We start from the raw sequence: 14,797 nt of genomic DNA, 5'->3' as shown, positions 1-14,797 counted from the left end.
AGCATACCATGACACGTCGTCAGCTGCTGTGTTGCTTAAAAAGTGTACGGGCCGCGCTTATCAAACTCCACATATTGGAGTAGCCTTCTCGGGTAGTGTATCTGGGTTTGAAATCGAATATGGAAAAAGTACTGGGCTTTGGCGGGTTTTTCTTCAGGGCAGACAAGCCCGTCGCCTTGGCAGAATGGTATCGTGACAATTTGGGCATTGACCTCGTACCAAACGATTATGAATCACCGTGTTGGACGCAGGAAGCAGGCGAGACTGTATTCGCCCCGTTCGAAAAAGTGACAGAGTATTTCGGGAACCAAGAAAAGGCATTTATGTTGAATTTTCGTGTACGCGACATTGAGAAAATGATCGCACAACTCGAGTCTAAGGGTGTTGAAGTCCGTCGCGATCCAGATTCGCCTTATCCAAATGGCAAGTTTGCGTGGCTCAATGATCCGGAAGGAAACCCAATTGAACTTTGGGAACCCGCCTAGCATTCGATTAGCGTCTCGTGGTTCCAAATGGCCATCTTGCGATCTCGTATTGTGGATCAGTTGTCGGATTTGCATGTCCTCGCGCGTCCTTGCACCATGTGAATGAAGCATGGAGGCGAAAATGATATACGCAATCACGATTTATGGAGAGCCGGGCGTGTTCGAAGCGCTGCCCAAAGATCGCCAGAACGAAGTGATGTCAGGCCACGGCGCACTGCAAACCGCGCTATCTGAGCGTGGGGAGTTCGTGTCGATGAAGTTGATGCCGCCGACCTCTGCCGTGATGGTCGAGCCCGCTTCGACCGAAGGCTCAGCGCCATTGATCACCGACGGCCCATTCGCCGAGACCAAGGAGAACTTCCTTGGGTTTTATGCTGCCGAATTCAAAGACCTTGATGAGGCGTTGGAATACGCAAAAATGATCTCATCCCCTGTAGCAAGGCTTGAGGTGCGACCGGTGGCCTGGGCTGGCGGTGTGATCTCGTCGGAATAGGACATGTCGGACTGGCTCGAGGCCACTTTCACTCTGCACCGACCGCGTGCCCTTGCAGCCCTGACCCGTTTGTTTCGGGATATCGATATGGCGGAAGAGGCATTTGCCAACGCCTGCCTAAAGGCTCTGACGGTTTGGCCCAAAGACGGAGCTCCGCGCGACCCGTTGGGGTGGTTGCTTACGACGGCGCGCAACGCGGGTCTTGATGATTTGCGCAAATCGCAGCGCCGCGCGGCAATCCTGTCGCGCCACAGTGAGGAGTTTCAGCCGATGCCTGCCGAAACCCCGGACCCGGACGAAATGCGCGACGATGTTCTGCGGCTTCTGTTCATCTGCTGCCATCCCGAACTGGAACGTCGAGATCAGATTGCCATTGCCTTGCGGGTCGTCCTGGGGCTGAGCGTCGATGAAATCGCGAGCGGTTTTCTAATCAAGCCGAAGACCATGGAACAGCGGATTACCCGAGCCAAAAAAAAGATCGCGAGCAACCCGGTTGCTTTCGAAACACCCAGCCCAGCAGAACGGGGTGCGCGATTGGGTGAGGTGTCTCTGATGGTTTACTTGATGTTCAATGAAGGGTGGTCAACCTCGGCCGGTCCAACGCAAATCAAGCTTACCTTGTGTGAAGAGGCGATCCGTTTGGCACGTCTGCTTGCGGCACTGTTTCCGGCGATGGGGGAACAGGCCGCATTGCTGGCATTATTGCTGTTTCAACACGCGCGGCGACATGCGCGCATTGATCCAGAAGGCAAGCTTGTCGCGTTGGACGATCAGGATCGCAGTCTTTGGGATCGTACGAACATTGCCGAGGCGACTGGTCTTTTGCAAAAGGCCCAGCGGATAGGACATCATGGTGTCTATATCATTCAGACTGCAATCGCAGCGACCCATGCCCATTCGGCCTCGGTTGATGACACAGACTGGTCATCGATTGAAAGTCACTACGCTGCCCTCTATGCATTGCAACCAACGCCTGTCGTCCGACTTAACCAGATTGCAGCGCAGGCCAGGCTGCATGGCCCGCATTATGCGCTGAAAGCGATGGAGCCTCTGAAACAGGATTTGTCTGCGTATCGCTGGTTCCATGCAATGCGCGGTGGCTTGTTGCAAGAAACGGGTGACCACCGCGCGGCGATTTCTGCGTTTGAAACCGTTATTGCACTTGGCCCTACGGCTCTCGAACGTGATGCAATTGCAGAGAAAATTGCAATCAGCCAAGAAAGTTTGCGCAACATGTAGGGATCGCGGTGCGTCGTGCGTCCTTGGATCAGACCCGTATGTGGCGGGCGCAACCAAGGGAGAAGCACATGAGTATTCTTGAGATGACCACCATCGGGAACTCCGGTTGGATCGGACATTCCGGTCCCGATCAGGGCAAAGCCAAAGCCTTCTATCAAGAGGTCCTGGGCTGGACGATCAACGACATGCCCATGCAGGATGGGTCAAGCTATTCCGCCGCCGTTGTGGGAGAAACCGCGATTGGCGGATTTTCCCCGATGCCGGAAGATCACGGCAGCTGGACGATCTTTTTTACGGTTGCCGACGTGGAGGCCAGTGTCGCCAAGGCTGAGGCCAAAGGGGCCGCAATTGTTCAGCCGGCGATGGATATGCCGGGGGTCGGCCGCATGGCCACTCTGACTGACCCGCTAGGGGCACGGTTTGCGCTCATCACATATGAGAGCATGGCGTCTTAAGCGCGATCAAAGAGGAGGCATCACATGGGACAGTTTCCGCAGATCGCACTGGCCGTTACGGCAGTGTTTGTTTTGATGAGCATTCCGATGGCGATTGCCGTTGGTGTGCGTCGCACCAAGACGGGAATTTCTTTGCTTCACGGTGAGGATGAAAGCCTCCTGCGGCTGATGCGGGCGCATGGAAATTTCATCGAATACGTGCCGCTTGCGCTGCTGGCCCTGGCAGGGGCTGAGATTGCGGGAACTGCACCCTGGCTGGTCGCCACCTGCGGTGGCGTGCTGCTGCTTGCCCGTCTTATCCACTATTTCAGCCTCAGCACTTCGGTGAATGGCAAGGGGCGCGCGATTGGCGCAGCGCTCACCACTATGGCAATGCTGGTGCTTGCGCTGGCAATCCTCTGGCAGCTTTGGATCGGCATCTGATGCCCGTGGATGAAACACTCAACGCCCGCATGCGAGACGCTCTGGCCGCGCATGTGGGCATTTCCGAAAAACGAATGATGGGTGGTACGTGCTTCTTTTTGAACGGCAACATGCTTTGTGGTGCGCGCCGACATCAGGATGGCGTGGGTCGGTTCATGTTCAGGGTGGGAAAGGTGAACGAGCCCACGGCATTGCAGGACCCCACGGCCCGCGCTGTGATTCACGGCATCCGCAAGCTGGGTGGTTTTGTCCGTGTGGACGAAACAGATTGCGATGGGGCAGCGTTGCTACGGTGGCTGAACTTGTGCCTCGAACACGCCGCGGCGTTGCCCAAGAAAGACTGAACGGAGGATCTTATGGCCCAATTCGATTGTTTTACCGCCGAGGCAGTAGACTTCCTGAAAGAACTGAAGGCCAACAACACCAAGGACTGGTTTGCAGCGAACAAGGTGACGTATGAGAGCCACATCAAGGCACCCAGCAAGCTGTTCGCCGAAGATATGGCGTTGGCACTACGTGACCTGACCGGTCAGGATCATAGCAGTAAGATCTTTCGGATTCATCGCGATGTTCGGTTTTCCAAAGACAAGACACCCTACAACGCGCATCTGCACCTTGCGTTCCTACCGACAGGACAGGCGGTTCAGCCGCCAATGTGGTTCTTCGGCCTTTCCCCAGAAAAGCTGTCCCTCGGTTGTGGGGTGTTCCAGTACGACAAAGGGGCTTTGGGCGTTTTCCGCGATGCGATGGCGGGTCCTCTGGGCGCAGAGTTAACCCAGACCACCATAGAGATGCGGAAACAGGGTTTCCGGATCGGTGACCCACAGTTGAAGCGCATCCCGCCCGGTTTTGACAAAGATCATCCCCATGAGGAAGCGTTGCGGCGCAAAGGCTTTGCGGTTTGGATGGATGCCATGTCCTCTAACTTTGTTCACGAACCAGACCTAACGGAACGAACAGCAACCAAGCTGGCTGAACTAATGCCGGTGTTTCAATTGCTTTCACGGATCAAGTGACCCCACCATTGCGAACGCAGCATATGGCCGCTTTGAAGAGCGCACCGCTACTTGGCTCTGGTTGGATGAACGGCAGGAATGGGCCACCCTTGTTGGTGCGGATAAGTGAACCGCTGCGGAGCCCGCCCCTCGGAACTGCGTCCGTCTTCTAGCTTCACTGGTGCAGCGAAGGTCTCTTTCGACGGGCTACACCGCAGAAACAATAGTCAAAGTCGAACGACCGCAATGGGCCGTTCCCTGCCTTAGCCTGACTGGCGGCTTGCAGCGACCGATCTAATGATCGCAGAGAGCCCAAGGCGATCATTGAATATTCAAGAAATCGGGACAGCTAAGGAATAGGAATCTGCAGGAAGCATGGCAATTTCGCACAGCCTTCCGCAGTCAAGAATTGGTTCCGACAGATGGCTATAGACTTTTGCACTGATTGGCGTTTTTTCAGCTCAAGACTTTGAAAGCGGTTTGTTTGTCCAAAAATTAAGCAACGTTCTCGCTATCTCGGTCTGGTGGTGAGCATAGACCACCACGTCGAGCTTCTCCTGACCCAATTGGTTGCGTAGGGAGATCAACTCGCCGCTTTCAATTTCCTTATGCACCATGCTGAACGGCAACCAACCAACACCGAGACCGTTCAGGATCATTTCCTTTGCACCACTTGAAAAGGCCGTCTGGCAAACGGGGTATTTGCTGAAATCGGCGGTTCCGAAAGGGAGTTTGCTTTTGTTCAATGCTTCGCCGAAGTAGCTGTTTTCGGGATAGACGATCGCCGGGGTATCCAAAGGCAAGTCACCGTTTCCGCGCACTGCATAGCGCAATCCGCCACCAATGACCGGAATGAGGTAGTCGTGACCCCAAGTGCCGCGACGAATGCCTGCTCCGAACGGCATTGGGGCGACGGTTTGCGCCTCATAGCATAGCAGCATGTTGGTGTCGCCGCGCAGGAACAGAGTGACACAATCGTTCAGATTGGCAGTTCTGAGCCGAAACCGGAGCCCCTTGAACCTGGCACGTGCACGCAATGCCATATCGGGGAAGGTGGAGACGACCGACGCGTGTGTCGCGGCGATAGTTACAATCGAAACGGTGGGGCCATGTTGCGCAATTTTTGTGCGTAGGTCATTTAGCCTTGCGATTAAAGAGCGGATTTCAGCTTCGTTTGAGGCCAGTGCCGGACTGATCTCGACCCGGTTCGATTTGCGATCAAGAACTTCAATCCCCAGCCACTCCTCAAAACTGCGAATACGCCTTGAGAACGCGGGTTGGGTGATGTTTCTGCGGGCCGCGGCCCGCGTCATGTTCCGCTCTTCCAGAAGGGCCAGAACATCATCAAACCACAGCATATTCATCCGCACCTCCCCAGTACCCAAAGAAAATGTATGGGCAGCCTGCGAAATATGCACTGTTTTTCTTCTTTTGCTTTTGAAAGTGTTTGGCTGTAGGCAAAAGTTGGGAGAGTGTGGTGGCTGAGACAATTCAAATGACCGACAGTGACGCGATGGTCGGGCCGGAGTTGGTTTTGAGCTTGTGCAAGGAGTTATCGCTGACGCTGGCGAAATTTCCTCGGGTATCGCTTGGCCATCTTCCTACGCCTTTGGAACCAATGGATCGCCTGAGCGAGGTTTTGGGTGGTCCGCGTTTATGGGTCAAACGGGATGATTGTACCGGCCTTTCGTCGGGTGGGAACAAGACTCGTAAGCTGGAATTTCTGATGGCTGACGCGGTCCATAAAGGCGCAGATACAATCATCACGCAGGGGGCGACGCAATCCAATCATGCGCGTCAAACAGCAGCGGCGGCCGCAAAACTTGGCATCGAGTGTCACATCCTGCTTGAGGATCGTACGGGTTCCAATGATCCGAACTATATTCTGAATGGAAATGTCCTGTTAGATCGATTGCATGGCGCTAGTGTCTCCAAGCGTCCCGGTGGTGCGGACATGAACGCCGAGATGGAAGCCTGCGCTGCGCGGATGAAGACAGAAGGCAAAAACCCCTACATCATTCCGGGCGGTGGATCGAACCCAATCGGGGCTTTGGGCTATGTGAATTGCGCGCGCGAGTTATGCGAACAGGCCGCCAATGCCGGGTTGAAAATTGATGCGTTGGTACATGCGACCGGCAGCTCAGGCACGCAAGCCGGATTGGTCGCGGGTCTTGCCGCCCTTGAAAGTGACATTCACCTTCTGGGCATCGGCGTGCGGGCCCCACAGGACAAACAGGAAGGCATGGTCCATGATCTGGCTGTGCGCACTGTCGAATATATGGAAACGGGTACGCCCATTGCGCGCGAAAATGTGCGCGCAAATTGCGACTACGTTGGTGCAGGATATGGTCTTCCGACCAAAGGGATGATCGACGCGCTTAAGCTGTTGGCCCGCACCGAAGGGCTTTTGTTCGACCCGGTCTATTCGGGTAAAGGGTTGGATGGTCTCATCGACCAAACCCGCAAAGGCTATTTCGACGGCATGGACAATGTCGTGTTTCTGCACACCGGCGGAAGCGCAGCCCTGTTTGGCTATCCCGAAACCTTTGAACTTCCTGGCTACGTGGCCTGAAATCTACAACAAACCAACAAGGAGATATCAAATGAAACTAAAAAAATACTTGATCAGCGCGGCTTTGGTTTCAGCTCTTGGCGCGCCACTCGCCGCTGAAGAGGTTAAGATCGGTGTTCCCACTTGGACCGGAGCACAGGCCATTGCCCATGTCTTAGGTGAGATCGTGACCACCCGCATTGGCGGCACGGTGGAGTATGTGCCCGGTAACAATGCCACGATCTTTCAAGCGATGGATCAGGGTAAGGGTGATATCGATGTGCACCCCGATGTATGGTTGCCAAACCAGGAGGCGTTCACCAATCAATACGTTGATGGTGCTGGCACAGTGACGCTGTCATCGAACCCTTATCAGGGCAATCAGGGTTTCTGCGTCTCCAAAGACTTTGCCGCAGAGATGAATATCACCGACATCGCGGATCTTGGACGCCCCGATGTGGCGGCTGCGATGGACAGCGATGGCAATGGCAAGGGTGAGATGTGGATCGGTGCCCCCGGCTGGGCCTCGGCCAATGTGAACGAGGTGAAGGTACGCGACTATGGCCTGTTGGATTTCATCGATCCGATCCGCGCCGAGGAAGCTGTGAAGACCGCGCGCATCAAGGACAGTATCGCCAAAAAAGAAGGATATGCCTTCTACTGCTACGAGCCGCATGCTGTCTGGTACATGTTTGACGTGGTGATGCTGACAGAGCCGACTTATGACCCTGAAAAATACGTCATGGTGCAGCCCTCCGACGATCCTGACTGGTACAACAAGTCGATGGTAGCCAGCAAGGACGCCCTGAAGGAAGTGCAGATCGCCTGGTCCAACTCGCTAGGGGATCGCTCGCCGGCGATTGCGGAGTTCTTTGCAAACTTCTCCCTGACCGCCGATGACGTGAGCTCGCTGGCCTTCGAGATCAGTGCCAATGGTCGCGATGCTGAGGAAGTTGCGGCCGAATGGGTTAACGCCAATTCCGAGCGTGTAGACTCGATGCTGGGTCTCTGAGCCAGACCTAAAACAACGGGCAGCACCTAGCGGTGCCGCCCCATTTGAAGGCACGTACGGGTGGGCGGATGAGCGACGAGACTGTAATCGAAATTTCCAACATCTGGAAAATCTTCGGGGCAAAACCTGAGGCCGCTTTGGAAGCCATTCGTGCGCGGGGGCTGACCAAGGCTGAAGTCCTTGCTGAGTTCAACGCGGTGGTGGGCGTGGCCGATGTCAGCCTCAACGTCAATCGCGGTGAGATCTTCTGTATCATGGGCTTATCAGGGAGCGGCAAATCCACACTCGTGCGCCACTTCAATCGGCTACTCGAACCAACGGCTGGTAAGATCGAGATCGAGGGCACGGACGTCATGGCGCTCGGCACCAAGGATCTTCAGGCTTTCCGCAACCGGAAAATCGGGATGGTGTTCCAGAATTTTGCGCTGATGCCTCACCGCTCGGTCCTTGATAATGTAGCAATGCCGCTGGAAATCCGTCAGGTCGCCAAGAACGAGCGTATGCGACAGGCAGCCGCCATTCTCGACATTGTCGAATTGGGGGCGTGGGGGTCGAAATTCGCTCACGAACTCTCTGGGGGCATGCAGCAACGTGTGGGGCTTGCCCGTGCGCTCGCGGCCAATCCTGATGTTCTGTTGATGGATGAGCCATTTTCCGCACTTGATCCCCTGATCCGACGGCAGTTGCAGGATGAGTTCATCCGGCTTTCCAAAATCCTCAAGAAAACAACGATCTTCATCACCCATGACCTTGATGAGGCTGTCCGCATCGGAGACAGGATTGCGATCATGCGTGACGGCAAGATGGTGCAGATCGGCTCGGCTGAGGACATTGTCATGCATCCCGCTGATGACTACGTCGCTGAATTTGTGGCCGGGATATCGCGGCTGAAGGTGGTGCATGCTCACGCGGCGATGCAGCCCTTGGACAGCTATCTCGCTACGCACGGCCCACTGCCGACTGACATCGACCGGGTGGACCACAATGAGACACTTTCCGCACTAATAACGCGTGCCATCGACGACGAACGGCCGGTTTTGGTGTCCGAAGGTGGCGAGGACAGAGGTGTCATCACTCGCGCAGATCTGTTGCGCACTGTGATTGAAGGGACGGAAATGTCATGAGCGAAGATCTTGGTGTGAACCCCCTTGAAGACACAGAAAGCGAAGCCGCGCAGGCCTACGCCGAGGAACGCCGCGAGAATATCCGCACTTTTGTGCGCACAAGCCACGATTACTACATCCGCAATTTCGACAAGATCGGGGCGTCCGCACGCTTTACGGCAACCTTCAACTTGATGGCCGGGCTCTTTGGTCCGATCTGGTTCGGCGCGCGCGGGCTTTGGTCATGGGCATTGGCCTTTCTTGTCGTCGAAGCGATCGGCTTTGTGCAGATCGCGCGGGGCTTGTTCGGAGATCTGGGAGCGGACGCACTGGCTCGTGTGACCTCGATCGAAGGCACGCTCGATTTGCGCTACCAGCAGCTCGCGGCAGCCCAAGAGAGCGGCTCGGATCGAGCCGCGGCCATCCAACGCCAGATCGAAGGGCTGGAGGCCAACATAGAAGGCTTCCGCGCCGAGGCTGAGTTGCTCGCTGCGCAAGGTCCGTCGATTGCACTCACCGGTGTTGCCATCTTGCTTGTGGCCAAGCTCATACAGGCTGTGGCCGCAAACTGGGCACTGGAGGCCCGGTTTTCTGACTGGCTCTCAGATCGCACCATTCGCTCTGGCATGCCGGTCAGCCAGATTGTCTTCAGCGCGGGTTTCATGATCCTGTTGGTCGCGACCGCAATGATCCACTACAGTTTCCCGGGTCGTTTTTCATTTCTTAGCGAATTCCCGACAGATAACTCAATTCGCCTGGCCAGTATTGACGGCGTAGAGGCATTTATCGCCTGGTGCGTCGCCAACAGTGTGGCGTTCTTTGATGGGCTCACCGCAGCCATTCGCTGGTTGCTGGATGCCATGGAGGTTGCATTGGTTCAGACCCCTTGGATCGTGGTGGCCGCGCTGATCGTTCTGTTGACCTGGCTCACAGCTGGCTTGCGCATGGCTATTTGGTCTGGTGCCTTTCTGGCCTACATGGGCCTTCTCGGCTTCTGGGAAAAAGCTATGACCACTTTGGCGCTTCTCGGCACCGCGGCGCTGCTTTCCATCGTGATTGGCATTCCCTTGGGCATGTTCTCGGCGCGCCGACCTCGGTTTTACGCTGTCATCCAGCCAATCATGGATTTCATGCAGACCATGCCTGCCTTTGTCTTCATGGTGCCTGTGATTGCCTTTTTCGGGGTTGGCAAGCCAGCGGCAGTCATTGTCACTATGATCTTCGGCGGGACACCCGTGGTACGCCTTACTGTTTTGGGCCTGCGTGGTGTTCCTGAAAGCGTGCGTGAAGCTGCGATAAGTTTTGGCGCCAACAAATGGTATCTTCTCACCAAGGTCGATCTGCCGCTCGCCAGCCCCTCGATTCGCGCAGGCATCAACCAGACAATCATGCTGTCACTTGCCATGGTCGTGGTGGCCTCACTTATTGGCGCGAAAGGGCTGGGCGAAGACGTCCTCGAGGCGCTGCAATATGCCAATGTGGGCCAGGGTATCCTCGCAGGCTTTGCCATTCTCTTCTGCGCGATGATCCTTGATAGGATCGTTCAAGGTCAGCGAAAGTGATCCCACTCGTCCTTGTTCATGGTTTCATGGGGGGCAGTGCACAATGGGATGGGTGTCGCGATACCCTGCAACAGCATGCTGATGTGATTGCAGTTGACCTGCCCGGTTTCGGAGCAAACGCACATCTGCCGCCAATCGACAGTATTGGCGGATATGCAGATTGGGTCGTCCGGCACCTTCGCGGCCTTGGAGTCGAGAAATATCATCTGCTGGGTCACTCCATGGGTGGCATGATCGCTCAGGAAATTGCCTTGCGCGACGGTAAAAGGATTGACCGTCTTGTGCTATATGCAACTGGCGCGGTCGGTGTCTTGCCGGGGCGGTTCGAGACCATTGAGCACAGTAAAAAGCGCGCTGCGGAAGACGGCCCGGCGACCACCGCACGTCGGATCGCAGCGACTTGGTTTCTGGATTGCGAAGCTGCGCCAGGATACGAACACTGCGCTGGGATCGCCGCTCAGACCAAACTGGCCTCCATAAATGCTGGGCTTGAAGCGATGCAATCCTGGTCAGGGGAGCAGAACCTTAGCCGAATCCGGCAGGAAACACTTGTACTTTGGGGCGATCGAGATCGGACCTATTCGTGGAGCCAAATTCAAATACTTTGGGAAGCAATTCCCAATACATCGTTAGCAGTTGTGCCAGGCTGCGCTCACGCTCTACATGCCGAGAGACCTGAGTTATTCATACGTTTAATCTCCGACTTTTTGGACCGCTGTCCGCTACGGCCTGTCATGTGGACAAAGTGACTTTTCATTCGGTCACTGCTGCGTTGTCTCCAAGGTTGGTTGCGCACCTACGGAAGCCGTCCATTCAATCCTTGATTAAGTTACTAATCCACTCGGTCGCATAACGCAAAAACGTATCGCTCACCTTTTTGTCAAGGGCTGGAAGCGCGGGTATCTGGTGTCGTTGAGCTTCAACGGGCGCCACGAGCAGAGCTGCTCCCTGACTCGTTCCCGTCGAGCTTTCTGTTGGGACAACAGGAGAGGAGGCTGCCACTCCGAGCATCTTAAGATACGCTGCATTCCGTGCGAACGGTCCTTCAATGATCACAGGGCCTCTATGGCCAATTAAATCAAGACAATGAGACGTCACCAATGCAAGGTAAAACCCGACTGCAGCACTCCGTTGGCCCGACCCTTTCGGCGGTTCCCCACCAAGCCAATGCGTTTGGTGTCCGGCGAACGGCCCTGTCTCTGATATTACAGCAGGCAAAAGCATGCTGCCGTTGCTCAACACCTCAAGCATATCAGACGCCTTAGCCTGAACAGCCGGTCCACCAAGGGCAAGATCGTGCTCTCGCCCCCCCATAAAACGTGCTGAGGGCACCGCATCGCCAAAGGCGTTGACGTTGACCAGCGTATCAAGCGCAGGATCGAGCGTGACGGGTTTACCGCCGACGGCCATTGCGATCACCCAGGTGCCGGTCGACACCACGCTGTAAGGAGGTTTTCGGGTGACGAGATGCGACAATAGCGAGGCATTGGAATCGTGTATGCCGCAGAAAACGGGCGTCTCCACACATAACCCCGTTCGCTGGGCGACCTCTGATGTGATGGTCCCAAGAACGTCACCGGGCTTGCGAGGCGGTGCGATCTTTTCAGCGATCCCAAGCGTTTGAGGCAAGGAAGAAAACTGATGCTGAAACGGGTTCCAAAGATCCGTGTGGCACCCCAGAGATGTCACGTCTGTAGCGAGGACGCCCGACAGGCGATGCGCCCAGAATTGCGGGTAGGTCACGATATGGAAAACCCGTTCTCGGAGCGACGGGTCATTCGTAAACTGCCAATGAAGTTGCGCACCGAGGTTCAGACCCATCGATAATCGGGGTGACCCGGTTTCGGCAAATGGCGGACGGATCGCATTGTACTCGCACGCAAGATCGTCTGGACCTGTGTGTTCATAGTCAAGGATGGGAGCTGCCAGCGATCCATCCTTGGCAATGAGAGCGCCTGCTGCGCCGTGCGTTGTGATTGTGATTGCTGCGACACCGTGCTCGGTATGGAAGGATGCGAGCCCGTCCAAAATGAACTGCCAATGCCCTTCAACATCGAAATGCGGATAGGGTGGGCCGGGCAGGGCCGCATTCGGCCGCGTGATTACCGAGATCTCGGACTGGTCGGAACGACGTACCAGCGCCAGCTTGGCATTCGTCTTGCCGATATCGATGACGGCGATATTGCCACTGGTCATGGCATATGAAAGACGGTGGTTAGCGGCACGGCTACGGGCTCGTTATTGTCGTGGGTTTCCATGATATCGGCCATGTGCGCCCACCACTGCTTCATGACCTCATGGGATGGAAGATCGTCCATACCGTGGTCATCCCGGCGCCAGAGAACACCGAACAGGATACTCGTCTCCTCGTCGAGGTGGATGGAATAGTCCGTTACACCTGCCTCCTTCAGAAGTGTCACAAGTTCGGGCCATATCTCGTCATGCCGTTTCTTGTATTTGTCTTTCATACCGGGATTGAGGCGCATCTTGAACGCATACTTTTCCATCACGCCCTCCACTTTTCCCAAAGGCGCGGTAGTGCAATGACCCCTATCAGCAGTAGGCCGATAACGATGGACATTACGATGCCCGGCACGTTGAGAAGACCGAGCCCGAAGGTAACGAGCCCCATAACGAAGGCCGCGATCACAACACCGGGGATCGAGCCCGAGCCTCCGAGTATGCTCACCCCACCAAGAACCACCATAGTGACGATCTCGAGCTCCCAGCCGAAGGCGATAGACGGGCGCGTCGAGGCCAGTCTTGAAGTCAGACAAATTGCTGCCACGCCGGACATGAGCCCAGTCAGGAGGAACAGGATGAATTTTATACGAGCGACGCGAATGCCCGAGAATTCGGCACCGATCGGATTGTTCCCGATGGCATAGACCGCCCGCCCAAAGTTCGTCTTGTGCAGAAGTCCGAAGTAGATCAGTGCGATAATCGCGAACAGCACGAACTCGAAAGAAATCACCCAGAAGACGTAGCCCTGTCCGAAGAAAGAGAAATCCGACGGGTAACCGCGATAGGCCTGATCCCCGAGAACGATGTAGCTGATCCCGCGAAAGAGGCTCATCGTACCGATGGTCACAACAATGGATGGTAACCTCATTTTTGTCACAAGAAATCCGTTGAACGCCCCGCAGATCAGTCCGACACACAGCCCAATCAGCACAAGCCCCGCAGTACCCAAGCCGATCTGCACAGCGGCGCCCATCGCCGTGGACGCGAGCGCAATGATTGAGGCCACGGAAAGGTCGATCTCGCCTGCTATGATCAAAAGCGCCATTGCAAAGGCGATCATCGCTTTTTCTGTAAAGTTGAACGTCATATCGCTCAGGTTCCAAGCGTTTAGGAAATAGGGCGATGTAAAGCTGTTCACGATGAAGATCGCGACGGCGACAGCCAGAAGCAGGGTCTCCCAGCTTTTCAGGCGTCGCTCCAGCGGCGATTGAAGACGATCCGGAATGAAGCGTGTGGTGTCGGTCATGTGGCATGCTCTGCGCGTTTGAGGATGATCCGGCCCTTCTCGCGGTTTGCCTGCGCATTGAGAGCAACCGCGATAATGATTGCGCTGCCGGAGATCGCCAGTTGCCAGAAGGGCGAGATGTTCACGACCGGCAATGCGTTACTGATAATGCCCAAGAACAATGCGCCAAGCATTGCCCCGACAACCGTGCCGATACCGCCCATGATGGCAACTCCGCCAATCACGCAGGCGGCAACAACACTAAGTTCAAACCCTCCAGCGAGGTCAACGAAGGCGACCGCAAAGCGCGATACCCACAGGTATCCAGTCAAACCCGCCAGCGCCCCTGATATCGTGAATGCCCAGAACTGAGTGCGACCTACGTCGATGCCGGCATAAGTCGCCGCATGTGGGTTTCCACCAGCGGCATAGAACGCTCGGCCAAGGGTGGTTCGCGACATGATGATCGAGAAAATGACAACGGCGGCGATGGCAATCCAGCTCATCAGTGGCAGCCCAAGAAGCACTGTTCGAGGGAATGCCTTGAACGGATCGCTAAACTCATGTGCGTTGATCCACTTCCCCTCGGAAAGCAGGAAGATGGTGCCGCGGAAAATCGTCATCGTCCCCAGGGTGACAACGATAGGGGGGATCGCCAGTTTCCAGACAAGGATACCATTCACCATCCCGAGCAGCGCGCCAAAGACAACTGAGATGACTATGATCGCTGGTACCGGTAGCCCAGGCATAGCGACATTGATCATGGACACGACCATACCTGTGAGGGCTAGGTTGGCGGCAACACTTAAATCGATGCACCGCGTCAGGATCACGATCATCTGACCGATGGCCAATAGGATCAAAGGTGCAGTGTCATTAAACACGTTCGCAAGATTCGATGGCGCAATGAAAGCCGGGAACCGAGAGGAGATAATTATGAGAAGAAGAAGTATTGCGCCGGTCAGCAGGACTTCGCGGGACATGAGGATTTGCTTCGACATGCTTGTCCC

17 protein-coding genes are annotated in these 14,797 nt (G+C 55.7%); 12 read left to right on the top strand and 5 right to left on the bottom strand.

Features of this window, described 5'->3' with window-relative positions; all coding sequences use genetic code 11:
* Positions 1 to 119: 119 nt before the first annotated feature.
* From ACR0EL_RS08695 to ACR0EL_RS08665, 7 genes are all read left to right on the top strand, one after another.
* The gene (locus ACR0EL_RS08695) at positions 120 to 485 is read left to right on the top strand and encodes a VOC family protein (RefSeq protein ID WP_353009464.1); all 366 of its coding nucleotides are present in this window, start codon (positions 120 to 122) and stop codon (positions 483 to 485) included.
* A gap of 121 nt (positions 486 to 606) precedes the next feature.
* Positions 607 to 978, top strand: a complete 372-nt coding sequence (locus tag ACR0EL_RS08690) for a YciI family protein (protein WP_480499424.1) — start codon at positions 607 to 609, stop codon at positions 976 to 978.
* 3 nt (positions 979 to 981) lie between these two features.
* Positions 982 to 2,217, top strand: coding sequence for an RNA polymerase sigma factor (locus ACR0EL_RS08685; protein ID WP_480499423.1), 1,236 nt, complete (start codon positions 982 to 984; stop codon positions 2,215 to 2,217).
* A 68-nt stretch (positions 2,218 to 2,285) separates the two neighbouring features.
* Positions 2,286 to 2,672 (top strand): VOC family protein, encoded by a 387-nt coding sequence (locus tag ACR0EL_RS08680; protein WP_480499422.1) that lies wholly within the window; start codon positions 2,286 to 2,288, stop codon positions 2,670 to 2,672.
* A gap of 24 nt (positions 2,673 to 2,696) precedes the next feature.
* Positions 2,697 to 3,095, top strand: a complete 399-nt coding sequence (locus tag ACR0EL_RS08675) for an MAPEG family protein (RefSeq protein WP_480499421.1) — start codon at positions 2,697 to 2,699, stop codon at positions 3,093 to 3,095.
* Positions 3,095 to 3,439, top strand: a complete 345-nt coding sequence (locus ACR0EL_RS08670) for a TfoX/Sxy family protein (protein WP_480499420.1) — start codon at positions 3,095 to 3,097, stop codon at positions 3,437 to 3,439. The genes ACR0EL_RS08675 and ACR0EL_RS08670 overlap by 1 nt, the downstream gene beginning before the upstream one ends.
* 12 nt (positions 3,440 to 3,451) lie before the next feature.
* A complete protein-coding gene (locus ACR0EL_RS08665) occupies positions 3,452 to 4,111 on the top strand; it encodes a DUF2461 domain-containing protein (RefSeq protein WP_480499419.1) in 660 nt (219 codons plus the stop codon).
* Positions 4,112 to 4,551: 440 nt separating this feature from the next.
* On the opposite strand, the gene ACR0EL_RS08660 is transcribed toward ACR0EL_RS08665, so the two are convergent.
* Complete coding sequence (locus ACR0EL_RS08660; protein ID WP_480499418.1) at positions 4,552 to 5,454, bottom strand: LysR family transcriptional regulator; 903 nt, start codon at positions 5,452 to 5,454, stop codon at positions 4,552 to 4,554.
* Between the two features lie 194 nt (positions 5,455 to 5,648).
* Here ACR0EL_RS08660 and cuyA point away from each other — a divergent pair, with 194 nt between their 5' ends.
* The 5 genes from cuyA to ACR0EL_RS08635 all read left to right on the top strand — a co-directional run bounded on the left by cuyA (position 5,649) and on the right by ACR0EL_RS08635 (position 11,067).
* Positions 5,649 to 6,662: a D-cysteate sulfo-lyase gene (cuyA, locus tag ACR0EL_RS08655; RefSeq protein ID WP_480499460.1), complete on the top strand. Its 1,014-nt coding sequence runs from the start codon at positions 5,649 to 5,651 to the stop codon at positions 6,660 to 6,662.
* Positions 6,663 to 6,693: 31 nt separating this feature from the next.
* Entirely contained in the window at positions 6,694 to 7,653 is a 960-nt protein-coding gene (locus tag ACR0EL_RS08650) for an ABC transporter substrate-binding protein (protein WP_353012577.1), read from the top strand.
* Positions 7,654 to 7,721: 68 nt separating this feature from the next.
* Positions 7,722 to 8,777 (top strand): quaternary amine ABC transporter ATP-binding protein, encoded by a 1,056-nt coding sequence (locus ACR0EL_RS08645; protein ID WP_480499417.1) that lies wholly within the window; start codon positions 7,722 to 7,724, stop codon positions 8,775 to 8,777.
* Positions 8,774 to 10,318, top strand: coding sequence for an ABC transporter permease subunit (locus ACR0EL_RS08640; protein ID WP_480499416.1), 1,545 nt, complete (start codon positions 8,774 to 8,776; stop codon positions 10,316 to 10,318). Before ACR0EL_RS08645 ends, ACR0EL_RS08640 begins: the two co-directional genes overlap by 4 nt.
* Positions 10,315 to 11,067 carry an alpha/beta fold hydrolase gene (locus ACR0EL_RS08635; RefSeq protein WP_480499415.1) on the top strand — a complete coding sequence of 251 codons (753 nt, stop codon included), beginning with the start codon at positions 10,315 to 10,317 and terminating at the stop codon, positions 11,065 to 11,067. Before ACR0EL_RS08640 ends, ACR0EL_RS08635 begins: the two co-directional genes overlap by 4 nt.
* Before the next feature lie 64 nt (positions 11,068 to 11,131).
* On the opposite strand, the gene ACR0EL_RS08630 is transcribed toward ACR0EL_RS08635, so the two are convergent.
* From ACR0EL_RS08630 to ACR0EL_RS08615, 4 genes are read right to left on the bottom strand one after another with little or no spacing between them, the layout of a single operon-like run.
* Positions 11,132 to 12,514, bottom strand: coding sequence for an FGGY-family carbohydrate kinase (locus ACR0EL_RS08630; RefSeq protein WP_480499414.1), 1,383 nt, complete (start codon positions 12,512 to 12,514; stop codon positions 11,132 to 11,134).
* Positions 12,511 to 12,825, bottom strand: a complete 315-nt coding sequence (gene rhaM / locus ACR0EL_RS08625) for an L-rhamnose mutarotase (RefSeq protein ID WP_480499412.1) — start codon at positions 12,823 to 12,825, stop codon at positions 12,511 to 12,513. Before rhaM ends, ACR0EL_RS08630 begins: the two co-directional genes overlap by 4 nt.
* Positions 12,825 to 13,808: an ABC transporter permease gene (locus ACR0EL_RS08620; protein ID WP_480499411.1), complete on the bottom strand. Its 984-nt coding sequence runs from the start codon at positions 13,806 to 13,808 to the stop codon at positions 12,825 to 12,827. The genes rhaM and ACR0EL_RS08620 overlap by 1 nt, the downstream gene beginning before the upstream one ends.
* Positions 13,805 to 14,788: an ABC transporter permease gene (locus ACR0EL_RS08615; RefSeq protein WP_480499410.1), complete on the bottom strand. Its 984-nt coding sequence runs from the start codon at positions 14,786 to 14,788 to the stop codon at positions 13,805 to 13,807. The genes ACR0EL_RS08620 and ACR0EL_RS08615 overlap by 4 nt, the downstream gene beginning before the upstream one ends.
* Positions 14,789 to 14,797 lie beyond the last annotated feature (9 nt).

Source organism: Ruegeria sp. AH12 (assembly GCF_056541465.1).
This window is presented reverse-complemented; position numbering and strand designations above follow the sequence as displayed.

Coding starts and splice junctions, on each gene's coding strand:
- ACR0EL_RS08670 (WP_480499420.1), top strand. CDS start 3,095: ATGCCCGTGGATGAAACACTCAACGCCCGCATGCGAGACGCTCTGGCC.
- ACR0EL_RS08650 (WP_353012577.1), top strand. CDS start 6,694: ATGAAACTAAAAAAATACTTGATCAGCGCGGCTTTGGTTTCAGCTCTT.
- ACR0EL_RS08680 (WP_480499422.1), top strand. CDS start 2,286: ATGAGTATTCTTGAGATGACCACCATCGGGAACTCCGGTTGGATCGGA.
- ACR0EL_RS08620 (WP_480499411.1), bottom strand. CDS start 13,808: ATGACCGACACCACACGCTTCATTCCGGATCGTCTTCAATCGCCGCTG.
- ACR0EL_RS08690 (WP_480499424.1), top strand. CDS start 607: ATGATATACGCAATCACGATTTATGGAGAGCCGGGCGTGTTCGAAGCG.
- ACR0EL_RS08640 (WP_480499416.1), top strand. CDS start 8,774: ATGAGCGAAGATCTTGGTGTGAACCCCCTTGAAGACACAGAAAGCGAA.
- ACR0EL_RS08685 (WP_480499423.1), top strand. CDS start 982: ATGTCGGACTGGCTCGAGGCCACTTTCACTCTGCACCGACCGCGTGCC.
- rhaM (WP_480499412.1), bottom strand. CDS start 12,825: ATGGAAAAGTATGCGTTCAAGATGCGCCTCAATCCCGGTATGAAAGAC.
- ACR0EL_RS08645 (WP_480499417.1), top strand. CDS start 7,722: ATGAGCGACGAGACTGTAATCGAAATTTCCAACATCTGGAAAATCTTC.
- ACR0EL_RS08695 (WP_353009464.1), top strand. CDS start 120: ATGGAAAAAGTACTGGGCTTTGGCGGGTTTTTCTTCAGGGCAGACAAG.
- ACR0EL_RS08665 (WP_480499419.1), top strand. CDS start 3,452: ATGGCCCAATTCGATTGTTTTACCGCCGAGGCAGTAGACTTCCTGAAA.
- ACR0EL_RS08675 (WP_480499421.1), top strand. CDS start 2,697: ATGGGACAGTTTCCGCAGATCGCACTGGCCGTTACGGCAGTGTTTGTT.
- ACR0EL_RS08630 (WP_480499414.1), bottom strand. CDS start 12,514: ATGACCAGTGGCAATATCGCCGTCATCGATATCGGCAAGACGAATGCC.
- ACR0EL_RS08660 (WP_480499418.1), bottom strand. CDS start 5,454: ATGAATATGCTGTGGTTTGATGATGTTCTGGCCCTTCTGGAAGAGCGG.
- ACR0EL_RS08615 (WP_480499410.1), bottom strand. CDS start 14,788: ATGTCGAAGCAAATCCTCATGTCCCGCGAAGTCCTGCTGACCGGCGCA.